Annotated in this window: 12 protein-coding genes; 3 read left to right on the top strand and 9 right to left on the bottom strand. The window is 34.1% G+C overall.

The genetic code is table 11. The features are described from left to right. Window positions 1-52: 52 nt before the first annotated feature. The 5 genes from lplA to KA894_RS08285 are packed head-to-tail and all read right to left on the bottom strand — an operon-like array spanning window position 53 to window position 4,113. A complete protein-coding gene (gene lplA, locus KA894_RS08305; RefSeq protein ID WP_119487872.1) occupies window positions 53-1,075 on the bottom strand; it encodes a lipoate--protein ligase in 1,023 nt (340 codons plus the stop codon). A 9-nt stretch (window positions 1,076-1,084) separates the two neighbouring features. After that, entirely contained in the window at window positions 1,085-1,969 is an 885-nt protein-coding gene (locus tag KA894_RS08300; protein WP_210133886.1) for an SIR2 family NAD-dependent protein deacylase, read from the bottom strand. Further along, entirely contained in the window at window positions 1,962-2,747 is a 786-nt protein-coding gene (locus KA894_RS08295) for a protein-ADP-ribose hydrolase (RefSeq protein WP_119487873.1), read from the bottom strand. Before KA894_RS08295 ends, KA894_RS08300 begins: the two co-directional genes overlap by 8 nt. A gap of 3 nt (window positions 2,748-2,750) precedes the next feature. Continuing rightward, window positions 2,751-3,083, bottom strand: a complete 333-nt coding sequence (locus tag KA894_RS08290; RefSeq protein WP_096808228.1) for a glycine cleavage system H family protein — start codon at window positions 3,081-3,083, stop codon at window positions 2,751-2,753. 25 nt (window positions 3,084-3,108) lie between these two features. After that, window positions 3,109-4,113 (bottom strand): LLM class flavin-dependent oxidoreductase, encoded by a 1,005-nt coding sequence (locus tag KA894_RS08285; protein ID WP_103372949.1) that lies wholly within the window; start codon window positions 4,111-4,113, stop codon window positions 3,109-3,111. 261 nt (window positions 4,114-4,374) lie between these two features. Here KA894_RS08285 and KA894_RS08280 point away from each other — a divergent pair, with 261 nt between their 5' ends. Beyond that, complete coding sequence (locus KA894_RS08280; protein ID WP_119487874.1) at window positions 4,375-5,604, top strand: NADH-dependent flavin oxidoreductase; 1,230 nt, start codon at window positions 4,375-4,377, stop codon at window positions 5,602-5,604. A 161-nt stretch (window positions 5,605-5,765) separates the two neighbouring features. On the opposite strand, the gene xylE is transcribed toward KA894_RS08280, so the two are convergent. The 4 genes from xylE to KA894_RS08260 form a co-directional block, all read right to left on the bottom strand. After that, window positions 5,766-7,154, bottom strand: coding sequence for a D-xylose transporter XylE (xylE, locus tag KA894_RS08275; protein ID WP_096808225.1), 1,389 nt, complete (start codon window positions 7,152-7,154; stop codon window positions 5,766-5,768). A gap of 19 nt (window positions 7,155-7,173) precedes the next feature. Further along, on the bottom strand, window positions 7,174-8,670 hold the full coding sequence (gene xylB, locus KA894_RS08270; RefSeq protein WP_096808224.1) for a xylulokinase: 1,497 nt from the start codon (window positions 8,668-8,670) through the stop codon (window positions 7,174-7,176). 5 nt (window positions 8,671-8,675) lie between these two features. Beyond that, the gene (gene xylA / locus KA894_RS08265; protein WP_096808223.1) at window positions 8,676-9,998 is read right to left on the bottom strand and encodes a xylose isomerase; all 1,323 of its coding nucleotides are present in this window, start codon (window positions 9,996-9,998) and stop codon (window positions 8,676-8,678) included. A gap of 271 nt (window positions 9,999-10,269) precedes the next feature. Then, window positions 10,270-11,418: an ROK family transcriptional regulator gene (locus tag KA894_RS08260; RefSeq protein ID WP_103372945.1), complete on the bottom strand. Its 1,149-nt coding sequence runs from the start codon at window positions 11,416-11,418 to the stop codon at window positions 10,270-10,272. 276 nt (window positions 11,419-11,694) lie between these two features. Between KA894_RS08260 and KA894_RS08255 the strand changes: the two genes are divergently transcribed. Next, complete coding sequence (locus tag KA894_RS08255) at window positions 11,695-13,137, top strand: MFS transporter (RefSeq protein ID WP_096808221.1); 1,443 nt, start codon at window positions 11,695-11,697, stop codon at window positions 13,135-13,137. 14 nt (window positions 13,138-13,151) lie between these two features. Next, complete coding sequence (locus tag KA894_RS08250) at window positions 13,152-15,104, top strand: right-handed parallel beta-helix repeat-containing protein (protein ID WP_119488220.1); 1,953 nt, start codon at window positions 13,152-13,154, stop codon at window positions 15,102-15,104. The last annotated feature ends 73 nt before the right edge of the window (window positions 15,105-15,177 follow it).

Genomic DNA, 15,177 nt, shown 5'->3' with positions numbered 1-15,177 from the left:
TAATCTATTTATTCAAAAAAATGTCATGCCCACTTCAACATCGCTTAATATTTTAACTTAATATCAAATCTACAAGTTCTTCAGCAGAAGCTTTACCAAAATAGTAAGCAACATCGATTGCACTTAAAGCCTCGAGTAAATCTGCTTTAATGACTCGTACACCAATGAGTTGTTGCTCCACTTCTTTAATATTACCTTGACCAAAGAAATCACCATAAATACGGCATGCAGCAATGCGGCCTTTTTCAACTGAAAGTGTAATATCAACTGTGCCGGCTGCTAATTTTGCATCTCTATTATATTCATAACGTGGGGAACGCCCGTAATTCCATTCCCAGTTTTTATATTTTGAAGCGACCATTTCATCAATAGCTTGCCAATCTTTTTCTGTTAATTCATAACGTTTAGCATTATTGATATCGTCTAATTCTAATAATTGTTCAACCATCAAATCTTTAAATTCGTGTATGGTAACATCTTGATATGCTGCCGCCAAGTAATCTCGTATATTTCCAACTCTTGATCTTACGGATTTAATACCTTTTGATTCAATTTTTTTACGGTTGGGCTTTAATACTTTGACCATAGGTTCATAATCGACATCTAATAAGAGAGAATAGCCTCCATAGATACGGCCTTGTATTAAGGTCATCGCAGCTCCCGAAACTTTCTTGCCATTAATTTCTAAATCATTACGCCCACTTTGGACGACTTCAGTAGCTCCAAGATGATGTAGTGCATTAATTGCTGGCTCATAGAATTTTTGGAAATCGCCGTAAATCGAATTATCATTTTGTAATAGACAACACATATTTACCGCACCGCGATCTACATAAACCGCACCGCCACCTGTCTCTCGACGCATAACTTGTATGTCATGCGCATCTACATAATCTTGATTAATTTCTACTGCTGTATTCTGAAAACGACCTATCTCTACTTTGGGGTCGCAGTAATAAGGCAATAAAATATCATCGTCTAAAAATATATTTTGACTAACATAGACCTGCATTGCTGTACTAACAGCGCCATCCGTAATATATTCGCCATTTCGAATTGGTTCAATTAAATACATAACTTTCTCCTACTTAGTTAATTTATTATTTGCTTCTGTAATTAATGTCGAAATATCATCAGTTAAATGTACTGTTCTTTCACGTATGTTTTGCGGTATACGATACGCTTTTTTATTCAACGTCATAAATAGTGCATCGGGATTATGGCGTGTCATTCGCTGAAATGGATGTTTCACAAATTGCGGTGTTGTGTACCCAATACCGATTTCTAAATATAACACTTTGCCTTCTTTATGGTTTTCGAGGAATTGATTATAACGCTTGAGTTGTGCTTCAAAATCTGCATCTTCAACCATCCCTACTTGTGCTTTTCGCTTATTTATTTCCATTGGTGCATCACACTTTGGACAATGCGGCATAAGTTCGCGTGGTACTTCCATATTAAATTGTGCTTTAACCATTTGACGGATAGCTGCATCATCTCTATACGTTTCTGCGTGACAATGTTGGCTACATTGCCAAAGAATATATTCTCCTTGAATATGAAACACCTTATTTAAATCATAATTAGCTACTGCAAATGCATTATCTGCATTTGTTGTAATAATATGATGTGCTTTGTCTTTTAGTATTTCTTTTAATGCGATATACGAAGCACCTACTGGTTGGTCTAAGTAATTCAATGCAACGAACCGACTTTGAAAGGCCCAATATTCTTGCCAACTTTCAAATGTATGGAGGCTTGCTTGTAACATATCAAAAAAACCGTACTTTTCTATAAAGTCTGGAAAATTTTGAGTAAATCTTTTGCCAATATAAGTAAAACCATCTGATGCCGACATACCTGCGCCGATACCAACAACCACTGCATCTGCTTCATTGATAGCTTCTGCTAAAACATCAGATTGACTATTATGATTGGTTGATATGGCACGCCATGTTGATTCAGTCATAACGTTTTAGTTCCTCCTTGTATAATTGAGCATCTGTATCAGTATACACATTAAAAATAATATTCATATCGATGTTATGCTCTTTTTTATATGCCAATACAGTATCAATAGCAATCTTTGCCGCTTCTACTTGCGGAAAGCCAAACACCCCTGTAGAGATGCAACAAAACGCAATACTATCTAAATGATGTTGTTCTGCAATTTCTAAACAACTACGGTAAGAACGTGCCAACAAATCCTTATTCATGTTTGAGACTGGTAATTTATGGATTTGTGGTCCTACTGTATGAATAACATGTTGAGCAGGGAGATTATATCCTGAAGTTATTTTAGCTTTGCCTATACCTTCTTTTTTACCTTGTTGTTCCATAAGTTCATGACACGCTAAACGTAACTGTACACCTGCTTTTGTATGGATAATGTTATCAATACAATTGTGATTAGGCTCAAAACAGCCTAATAACCGACTATTAGCTGCATTCACGATAGCATCTACTTTTAATTGGGTAATATCACCTTGCCATAAAAACACATCATCGCCTATAGATGGCGATAATGTGTCCATAGTAGTCATAAAATGATTATTATACGTTTGTAAAAACACATCTTGAACATTTAAATACATCTCAGAGATAGGTTGAGGCGGTCTTATATTTGCAAGTCCCCTATACATTTCCCATTGGGCTGTGTCACTCTCTGGCAGGTCTAATGTAGCTTCACCATAAGCTTCACGCCATAAGTATTCAATTAAATACGATAAACGTTCTTGTTGTTGCATATATTATGCCTCTGGAAGTGCATTAAATGCTGCTTCGTCAACATTTTCTAATTTAATTAACCAATTTTCTTCTGGCTTTTCTGAATTTAAAATTGTCGGTTCGTCTTCAGCTTTGGTGTTACGTTCTACAATTTTGCCTGCTAAAGGAGATTGAACGTCTAGCACTGTTTTAGAAGCCTCGATACTAACAATTTCATCGTCTACTTCAATATCATCATTACCCATAAATTCAACATAACCAACTGTACCAATGTCATCTTGTAATTCTGGTGTCATACTATAAACATATTGCTCTCCTACTTTTTCTACCCATAAATAATTCGCTAATTTTTTCATAATCATAACTTCCTTTCATAAATTATTATAAATATATTTCTGCAAGTAATTCAATTGCTCGACAACGCGCTTCGATACCTGGTATTAAAGGCACCACCATCACTTCATCAGCGTCAAATTTTTGTATCATACTATCTAATCGTAGTTTTACAGTATCTTTGGTACCAACAATCATACGCGCACGGCCTTGAGTTATTTGGCGCTTATCCCGCTCTGTTAGGTGATACGCGTTTGCTGTATCAATTGTAGGCATGTGTTCAAACTCAGCAAATTGTTGTTTACCTAATAGCCAAATGTCTAGGCTTTTACCTAAAGCTTTAGCTTCTTCTTCTGTATCAGCTAAAGCAATAAAAACAGTGACCATCACAGTTGCATCCATATTCAATGAAGAGGGTTGAAATGCATCACGATAGATATCGACGCTATCTTTCGCTCTATCTATAGCGTTAGCGCTAGGTAGCAAAAATGTACCTAACGTGTACCCCATGCCTTGTGCACCTGCTTTTTTAGCAGATGCCACACTCGTGCTTAGTAACCACATCTGAGGAATGGTACTTGTGCTTGGTTGCGCTACAACATGGTCATGTCGTTGTTTAGTTTGCTGTTCTGTTAAATACTGACGGACGTCTTCAATAGACTGCCCGTAGTCTAAAAAGCGTGCTTTGGTTTCGTTCATAGCTTCTTTCACATATGATGTACCTGCATTATTGCCTATCCCTAAATCAACTCGGCCGGGATGTAATGCTTCTAACATACGAAAATTCTCAGCTACTTTATATGGACTATAATGAGGTAACATGACCCCACCAGAACCCAAACGAATTTTTTGTGTTTTATTCAATATTTGCATCATTAACAATTCTGGACTACTACATGCAAATGCTGGAACGTTATGATGTTCTGTCATCCAAAAACGCTTATAACCGAGTTTGTCAGCTAACTGTGCTAAGCGAATAGTATCTTGTAAGGCATCTTCAGCAGTTTTGCCTTCATCAATGATAGCGTAATCTAACACATTAAATTGGACCACTTGAAATACCACCTCCACTAATCATACATCATACGATACGCTTTGTTAACGTTCATTCTTTAAGTAAGTATATTTGAGTATCTAACCACTTTCAGTTAAGATAAATCCAATACATTATCCTCATCTAATAGGATAACCCATATAGAGAATTTTTGTTAGATTTTGCTTGAAAAATTCTCTACTTTTTTAATTATTTTGACCCTAATCTCATTAAGTGTTACTTTAAAATTAATTATTACAACGAAGATAGAGGTTTTAGTTATGAACACTAATTATGATGCATTATTTGAACCATTGACATTACCGAACGGGGTTATTTTAAATAACCGTTTTGTTTTATCTCCAATGACGACCAATTCTTCCACACAAGATGGCCATATTACAGAACAAGATATTAAGTATGCGCGCCGTCGCGCACATTCTGCGCCACTTCAAGTTACTGGAGCTGCCTACATTGAACCCTACGGACAATTATTTGAATATGGATTTAGTATTACTGATGATCGTTGTATTCCAGGGTTAACCACATTAGCTAATGCGATGAAACAAAGTGGCAATAAAGCTATACTACAACTTACGCATGCTGGTCGTTTTTCAAACCAAGCCATTTTAAATTTTGGGCAAGTCTATGGTCCAAGCGCTATGACGTTAAACACACCAATCAAACATGAAGTATTATCTATGTCTAAAGACAAAATTAAATCAGTAATACAACAATATGCCGATGCGACTTCTCGAGCGATTAAAGCAGGATTTGATGGCGTTGAAATTTCAGCTGCACAACGTTTATTAATACAAACCTTTTTCTCCACTTTTTCTAATTTAAGAACTGATACCTATGGCAGTCAAACTTTAGAGAATAGATCCCGTTTTGAATTGGAAATATTAAAAGCGGTTCAAGCTGTTATTGATCGAGAAGCACCACCTCAGTTTATCTTAGGTTACCGTGCGACACCAGAAGAAACGCGTGGTAGTGAGGTAGGTTATACTGTTAGTGAATTTAATCGTCATTTAGACTGGGTGTTAAAAACTGCCGATATTCAATACTTAGCAATTGCCAGTTGGGGTCGCCAAATTTACCAAAACAAAGTGCGCTCAGAGGGTAAGCATAAAGGTAAGTATGTTAATGCAGTCGTTTATAAATATATTAATGGACGTGTCCCTCTTATTGCTAGCGGTGGGATTAATTCTCCTGAAAGTGCATTAGACGCTCTACAAAATGCAGATATGGTTGGTATGTCTTCACCTTTTGTCACAGAACCGGACTTTGTTACAAAATTAAAAGATCATAGACCAGAAGACATTGATTTGCATGTCACTTTAGATGACATAGATGAATTAGCCATCCCTTATGCAGCGTTTAAAGATATTGTAAAAATGATGGATTATGGTGAAGGTTTAAAAAAAGAAACACGCGATGAGTTGCGCAAACTGGAAACAAATTACGATGCAGTGAATTATCAAGAAGCGGGAACAGAAGATGAGAAATAGACCTCTTTTTGATATTATGATATCAACGCCAATATAGATAAACAGCGTTTAAAACCTTATTTAACAACCTATCTTCATTTAGTAAATGGTTGTAAAAATTATAGAAGACCCTGAGATTACAAATGACTGTCTCAGGGTCTTCTAGTTCGCTATCCTTACATTTATTTTTGCCAAATCGATTCTATTTCTTCTAATGTTTTACCCTTCGTTTCGGGGATAAATTTCCAAATAAAGAGACCGGACAAAATACTCATTAATGCGTAAAAACTATATGTCATTGTCCCACTGATATCCATCATGAATGGATATGTGGAAGTGATTGTAAAGTTGGCTAACCATTGTACTGCAACTGCAATGGCCATAGCAGCACTTCTAATTCTATTAGGAAATATTTCTGATAACAATACCCAAATGATAGGTCCCCAACTCATCATAAATGATGCAGTATAAATCACCATAAATACTAATGTAATCACACCAAATGTACCGTTGGCTGTCAGCACACTCATTCCAATCATACCTATAGCCATACCTGTTGAGCCAATAATCAATAACGGTTTACGTCCAAATTTATCTACATATAAAATCGCAATTACGGTAAATATAACATTAACCAATCCCATGACTACTGTTTGTATCATAGAAGCGTTGCCGCCTGCCCCTAAATTTTCAAAAATTCTTGGTGCGTAATATAGGGCCACATTGATACCAATAAATTGTTGAAAAATTGATAACACGATTCCACAAATGATGACCGTTTTGCCAAAGCTAAATAATGGCGCTTTTACATCATTACCTTTGCGCTTAGTAGATAAAATATCATTCAATACATTTTGCGCATGCTGTTTAGAATTGTATATCTTATTTAGCACTTCAAACGCCGCTTCATTTTTATTAATTAAAGTTAAATATCTTGGTGTCTCTGGCACCATAAACAATAATATAAAAAATAACGCTGCTGGAATAGCTTCTGTTATAAACATATAGCGCCAACCAATAGCGTCTATCCAATGGGATGTTTCTCCAAATGTAATACCATAGTTCACAAAATAAACGACCAACATACCGAAAATAATCGCAAATTGGTTCCAAGAAACAAGTGTTCCTCTTATTGATGATGGAGAAATTTCACTTATATACATAGGAGAAATTGCGGAAGCTAACCCAACACCTATACCGCCTATAATCCGGTAAAAATTAAACATTAATAATAAACCTAAACTAGCATTGCCTTGCTCAAAGAATAGAAATTCTGGATACCCAGATAATATGGCTGAAATAATAAATAATATTGCAGCTATTTGTAATGATTTCTTTCTACCTAGCCTACTTGAAAAGTTGGATGATAATAACCCGCCAATCACACAACCTATCAAGGCACTTGAAACAGTCAAACCATGAATAAAACTACCATAATCAGCTGTTAAATAACGTTGTAAAGACTGTTCAGCGCCTGAAATAACAGCTGTATCATAACCGAACAACAGCCCACCTAGAGTCGCAATCAATGCAATCGTTACGATGAATTTTTTATTATTATAAGATGACATTTGCCCATCCCCTTATTCACTACTTGAATTGAACTAGTTTATCTGATAATGCTCGCGTACTTCTGTAAACATCTTGATATATTTCATAATATGATTGATATAAACCAACATTATGATCGTCTGAATTTATAGATGCGTTATAATTAATCCACATTTCACTCATATCACTAAAGCTATCAAACCATTGTTCACCCATAGCAGCTAGCATCGCAGCGCCAAACGCTGGACCTTGTTCTTCAGTTCTAGTAGTAATTTGAGCATTAAATACATCAGCCTGTATTTGTAACCAGTGTGGGTTTTTTGCGCCTCCACCGATGGATACAATGTTTTGAACGGCCTTACCTTCACCTCTTATGATTTGAATACTGTCTTTAATTGAAAACGTAACGCCTTCTAAAACAGCGCGTTTTATATCTGCACGCGTTGTATTCGCGTCTAACCCAATAAAACTACCTCGTATTTTGGCATCATTATGCGGTGTTCGTTCACCTAATAAATATGGCGTAAAAATGAGACCATTTGCACCAATTTTCGATTCACTTATTGGTCTTAAAAAAGTTTCAAAATCTTCTTCGTTGCTAAATAATTGCTTAATCCATTCTAGACTGTATCCTGCAGATAATGTGACACCCATAATATATTTTTGATTAGGCACACAATGATTAAAATAATGCACTTTGCCATCATTTTCATAATTTTTATGATTAATAATTGAAAGCGCCACGCCTGAGGTACCAATACTTACTAACTGTTTATTCTCATCTGTAATACCTGCACCTAACGCACCACAAGCATTGTCTGCACCACCTTGGTAAACATTTATTGTTTCTTCCCCTTTATAACCAATTTCTTCCATAATTGATTGGGTCAATGTACCACTAAATCCATGTGATGGAATGATATCTGGACAAATGGTTGTATCAATATCTAATTTTTCTAAAATGGTAGTCGACCAATTTTCTTCTTTAACGTTAAACATAATTGTACCAGCTGCATCCGAAGGCTCAGAATAAAGGTTACCTGTCAACCTATATACGATATAGTCTTTAGGCAACATAAATTTATAAATTTCATTATAATGCGCTGGTTCATGAAGCTTAAGCCATATTAATTTGGGCAAAGTGAAACCTTCAATTACGGTATTCTGTGTTTCATTAAGCAAAGTCTTCAAACCAATTTTTTCTTTAATATCTGCTACCGCTTGAGATGTTCGTGTATCATTCCATAATATAGCTGGTCTAATTACTTGCCCTTGGTTATCTACAATTACCAAACCATGCATTTGACCTGAAAAACTGACACCAGATATTTGATCAACGCCATACTGAGTTACCAAGACTTTTAAACTTTCAATAGCTGCTTCATACCAGATATTTGGGTCCATTTCACTATAGCCAGTATGTGGGTGTTCTGTTTGATAAGAAACGCTATAACTAGACACAACATTGCCTTTTTGATTAACAACTATACTTTTCATACCGCTTGTCCCGACATCTATTCCAATGACGTATTTCATTTCAATCAGTCCTCATTATTAATATTTAAAATATATTGATTAATTTGTGATTTAATCACTTCCAAATGATCCGATTCATTATCGATTGTCGTAAGATTTAAAGCGTGATTTTCTAAATCCTTGAAGGAGACTTCTCCATCAACAATTTGTTTGCCAATACCACTAGCAAATGAAGCATATTTTTTGTCTATGATTTTTTCAAAAAACTGATCTTCAATCATTTTAGACGCCACTCGTAAGCCTAGAGCAAAAGTATCCATACCAGCAACATGTGTTAATATCAGATCTTCTTGTTTAAATGATGTACGTCTTGGTTTGGCGTCAAAATTCAATCCTCCTGGATTAAGTCCACCATTTTTCAATATTTCGTACATTGCCAATGTCGTATCATATACATCTGTAGGGAATTCATCGGTGTCCCATCCTAATTGCGGATGTCCTTGGTTAGCATCTACTGACCCTAAAAGCTCATTATCTCTTGCATAGCGTAATTCATGTTGGAATGAGTGACCTGCTAAAGTAGCGTGGTTTGCCTCAATATTAAATTTAAAATGTTTATCTAGGTCATATTTTTGTAAAAACGCATGAGCTGTCGCTACATCTGTATCATATTGATGCGTTGTGGGTTCTTTAGGCTTGGGTTCAATTAAAAATTGCCCTGTATAACCGATTTCTTCTGCATAAGCAATTGCCATTTTAAAGAATTTAGCTAGGTTATCTAACTCTAGTTTCATATCTGTATTTAATAAACTTTCATAACCTTCACGCCCGCCCCAAAAAACGAAATTCTCTGAACCTAACGTTTTTGCAATTTCTAATGACTTCTTCACTTTTGCTGCTGCGTATGCAAAAACATCTGCATTTGAAGAAGTCGCAGCTCCATGCACAAAGCGTTGGTGCGTAAAGTTATTTGTTGTATTCCAAAGTAATTTCTTACCTGTTTCATTCATTTTATTTTTAATTAAGCTTACTATTTCATCTAAATTATCGTTTGATTCTTTCAATGTTTTACCTTCAGGAGCAATATCAACATCATGGAAACAGAAGTATTCAACACCTGTTTTTTCCATAAATTCAAAGATAGCTTCTACACGCGCTTTCGATTTACCCATTTCATCTAAATCATCCCAATCTCTAGTAGCTGTTCCTACCCCAAAAGGATCAGATAAATCTGCAGTAAATGTGTGCCAATAAGCAACGCTAAATCTTAAATGTTCTGCCATCGTTTTTCCACCAATGTTCTCATTAGCATTATAATATTTAAAACTAAATGGGTTACTAGATTTAGGCCCTTCGTATTTTATTTGTTCAACGTCAAAGTAAGTCATTAGAATTCCTCCTCAATTTTCCTCCTTAGTTAGTTAATTTAATAAACTAACTAACTTTGAGTATAATATAACACCTCTTCTTCTTTTTGTAAACGCTTACTTAAGAAAATGAAAAAGTAGGATAGAAACCAAACACTTAAATTTGGTTTCTATCCTACTTTTCGAAAATAAATTAATAAATTCTATTACTAATAATTAGTGAAAATATCATAACCGCTCTTTTTTAATCAACAATACCTATGTTTTGAGTTATGGATATATCTAGAAAGTATCAAAAATTAAGTTTTATGTTATCAATTTTTAATACTTTCTGTGTTATTGCAAGGGTTGCTCCCAACAATGTCGAAAACTTAACGTTGGAAGTCAGGCATATCTCTACATTTTTATTTGTATATGTCATAAAAGCTGATTTAATAGCTTCTAAAACGTCCGGTAATTCGTTAATTAATGGACAATTGATATAAATAGCTTCTGGATTAATTTGCATATTTAGATTATATATCAGTATGGCTATTCTCATTGAAAACTGATTTATTTCGTCTACTACAATCTCATTTTTATCATAATATAACTTTTTTAATGCTGTCATGGTTAATTTTTGGTTCAACCTTTCTTCAAGATTATGAACTAAAGCATCTTGAGAACAGATATCTTCAATTTTATGAAATGTTTTATGATTATTTTGAATAACCGAAACGAGCGTTTTTCCAATTTCACCTGCTTCACCATCTGTACCTCTATATAATTTTTTATCAATAATTAAACCCGCGCCAATACCTTTATGTATACTAAGTGTGATTAAATTATTAACTTCTAAGTCATTATTTTCATTACATTCATAAATTGCGGATAAATTCGCTTCATTTTCCACTATGATAGGCACATTTGCGATATCTTTAATACTTTCTGTAATTGAAATATCTTCGATTTCATGAAATGGCAAATGAACAATTTCTTGGTTATTATTAACGATTCCGTGGACAGAAATAGATATACCTAACAACCCATGATGCGTACCATATTTTTCATCTGTATTAATGTGTTGTTTTAACAAATCTAATACATGGCTCATTTTTTTATTAGACAATGGTATAGATTCATGTTTAAGTATTTCACCATTAAAATAGTTATAAATCATTTCAATTGAGCCGTACGCAATATCTAAAGAAATCACGTAGCCAAAATGTTTATTAATTTCTAAAAGTATCGGTTTTCTCCCTCCACTCTTAGTGCTTTCTCCATGTCCTACTTCATTCACTAATTTTTTCTCTTTTAACTTATTTAATATGCTCGAAATCGTTGCTTTATTAATATTTAAATCTTTAGATATTTGAACTCTAGAGATGAGTTTATTATTAAATATTTGTTGTATTACTCGTCTTTGGTTTTCATTTAAATCTAACGCGTCTATTTGTTTCAAACTAACACCACCTCTATATTAACTCTAAAAAATAAGTACAGTACTTTCAATTTAATTACAAAGTTTAATTTAACTATAGCACAAAATATTTCTCTAAACACCTTATGACGCAACCTATAGTTATTCAATTTTCTTTTTCAAAAACAAATATTTAAGTAGTCACCATTTTAAAGAAAGCGTTTACAAAATTAAAATTAGGTGGTAATATTTCACTCAAGTTGGTTTGTTTACTAAATTAACTAACTTAGGATAGATGTTTTTACTAGGGGGGATTAAATGAACCAAACAGTTGATGCAAGTTCTGGAGAAAAAAGTATTTTAGTAGATTCGAAAACTGAAACAAAGCGGTTACGTACAAACGAAAAAGTAGTATTTGGTATAGGGGACTTCGGTGCAAATTACAGCTGGACCTTCATTGCGTCATTCATCATTATTTACATGACTGATGTTGTAGGTGTCGCTGGTTCAGTCATTGGCACTATTATACTCATTTGCCGTTTTGCAGATGGCGCTTCTGATTTATTTATGGGGAGCGTCATAGATAATACTAATACAAAGATGGGAAAAGCAAAGCCATGGGTCTTTTGGACAGCACCGATATTAGGTGTTTTGACTTTTTTATTGTTTAATATTCCTGACTTTGTAGGTTATAGCGGCAAAATTGTGTATATTTTTATTATTTATTTTTTGATTTCTGTCGTTTTTTATACTGCTAATAATGTTGCTTATTCATCACTCATTTCATTTATGTCAAAAGATGAAAAAGATCGCGTATCTTTAGGCAGTATACGCTTCATTTTTTCTAATATTAGCGTGCTTTGTATTACAACTTTTACTACTTATTTAGTAACTCTTTTTGGTGAAAACCAACAAGGTTGGACTTATACTGCACTGGTTTACGCATTTTTATGTGCTGTACCGTTAATGATAACTGGTTACTTTGTTAAAGAAAGAAATATTGCAACAAAGCAGTATACGTCAAAAAGTAAAACAAAACGCATACCTTTTACACTTATACTCAAATCATTACTTACTGAAAAATATTTTATTATCACCATTGCGCTCTATCTATTATGGTATTTACGCCAAACTGATAATAGTATGAGAATTTATTATGCAACTTACATCTTTGATAACGCCAATATCATGGCAATATTAAGTATATCTACACTACTTCCTACTATATTAGGATTACTCATAGCGCCTAAATTTGCCGAATTATTAGGCATTAAACAAAGTATTATGATTGGTCTAATTATTTCCATCATTTCTTATATTGTGATGGGTGTTTTCTCAGAGAACTTAACCATGTTGATTGTCGGATTAGTAATTAATGGCATCGGGTTAGTCCCTTTCACGGCAGCTTTAAGTGGTATAGTTGCAGACGTAGGAGATATCATATATTGGAAAACTGGCGTCCCAGTACAAGGTTCTATATTCAGCCTTGCTAGCGCGGGTATGAAAATAGGGTCTGGTTTACAATCTGCAATTGTCGGTTGGTCATTATCCGTTGGTGGTTATGTAGCTGGTGCTGCGGTTCAATCTGAAAGTACAATATTAGCAATTAAGTCCATGCAAATTTACTTCCCATTATTAACAGTGGTATTAATTACGATTATCACACTATTTTTAAATTATGAGAAGTTTATCACACAAATTAAAAATCAGATACGCTCAAATAAAGTAGGTACTTTACGATCTAAACAAATATATAAATAAAGGAGTATTTTCATATGAATCATTTAATACATGTCTCTAAAAATGGGTCTGATTACGGGCTGGGCACAGCATCTTCACCCTTCCTCACTATTGATAAAGGGGCTTCAATAGCTTTACCAGGTGATACTGTTATTGTCCATGAAGGGGTATACAGAGAAGCAATCAAACACATAAATAGCGGCTCAAGTGAGAAACGTAGAATTACATTTAAAGCAGCTGATAACGAAAAAGTAACTATTAAAGGATCAGAAATAATAAATAATTGGAAACACGTTGAACAAAATATATGGAAGGTCGATATTAATAACCAATACTTTAATGGTTTTAATCCCTTTGGTACAAAGCTTTTTGGTGATTGGTTAGTCGTTGATAACGGTAAAACATTAGGCCAAGTTTATATAAATGGTCAAGCCTTATTTGAAGTAAATGATTTTAATAATGTGAGAAATCCTAAAACTGTAAACGAAATATTAGATCATTGGACCAATAAATTAGTCTCTTTTGATTATACTAATGAATCAAAATACGTTTGGTATGCAGAAATACAAGAAGATACTACGACTGTTTACGCCAACTTCCAAGATTACAACCCAAATAACGAATTAATTGAGTTTAACATAAGACCTCATGTTTTTTGTCCGAATAAATCACATACAAACTATATTACGATACAAAATTTTGAAATTGCACACGCAGCAACACAATGGTCACCTCCTACTGCTAATCAAACTGGCATCATCGATACACATTGGAGTAAAAATTGGATTATAGAGAATAATCATATACACAATTCTATGTGTAGTGCTATATCAATAGGCAAAGAAATCTCTACAGGTGATAATTTCAACACTTATAGAAAAGACAAACCCGGCTATCAATATCAAATCGAAACTGTATTCAAATCTGTAAATAGCGATTGGAACAAAGAGACAATAGGTTCACATATTATTAGAAATAATGTAATCCATGATTGTGGTCAAAACGCAATCGTGGGCCATTTAGGTAGTGCTTTTAGTTTTATTTATAACAACCATATTTATAATATTGGAAACAGACGAGAATTCTTTGGTCATGAAATTGCAGGCATGAAATTGCACGCAGCGCTTGATACGCAAGTATATAATAATTATGTTCATCATTGTTCTTTAGGTATGTGGTTTGATTGGCAAACGCAAGGTACTAGAATTAGTAAGAATATATTTGCACATAATACTAGGGACTTATTTGTAGAAGTGAGTAGCGGCCCTTATTTGGTTGACAATAACATTTTAACAGCTGATTACGCATTAGATAATCATGCTCAAGGTGGTGCATATATTAATAATATCATTAGTGGTGAAATTGTTCATAAATTAATGTTAGATAGAGCTACGCCTTATCATGTGCCACACAGCACTTTGATTTCAGGATTTGCACCAGTTTACGGTGGTGATGATCGTTTTTATAATAATATATTTATCGGAAAAAACGGTATTAAAAATATTGGAACTAGTATCTTCAACGACTATACTGCATCATTAAAAGAATATATAGACTTAGTTTCACAAGAAGAAGGAGACCACGAAGCTTTTCATAAAATCAAACAACCAGTATTTATTAACCATAATGCCTATTTTAATCAAGCTGAACATTTTGACAGAGAACAGTCATTTATTCAAGACAACGCGTTTAATCCAAATCTTAATATTCAAGAGGACAACTCGGGCGTTTATTTGGATATGACGATTCCTGAATCATTGCTGAATTTCAAGGGGGATATTCATTCCACATACTCTCTTCCTAAAGTAAGACTAGTAGATGCTGATTTTGAAGATATTGATGGTAGCCCTTTAACATTAAGTTCCGACTTATTAAATCATTCTAGAATTGATATGGCTACACTAGGACCAATCCAACAATTGCGGGTAGGAAAAAATCATATTTTACTATGGGAAAAAGATAATAATACAAAAAATAGTATAAATTAGTTAATAAATGAGGCCCTTTTAAATATTTCATTTTAATAGCATAAGCAAAAACTGAGCGGTATCATGTAATCGT

The organism is Staphylococcus sp. GDY8P131P (genome assembly GCF_017891975.1).
GTDB lineage: Bacteria > Bacillota > Bacilli > Staphylococcales > Staphylococcaceae > Staphylococcus > Staphylococcus nepalensis.
This window is presented reverse-complemented; position numbering and strand designations above follow the sequence as displayed.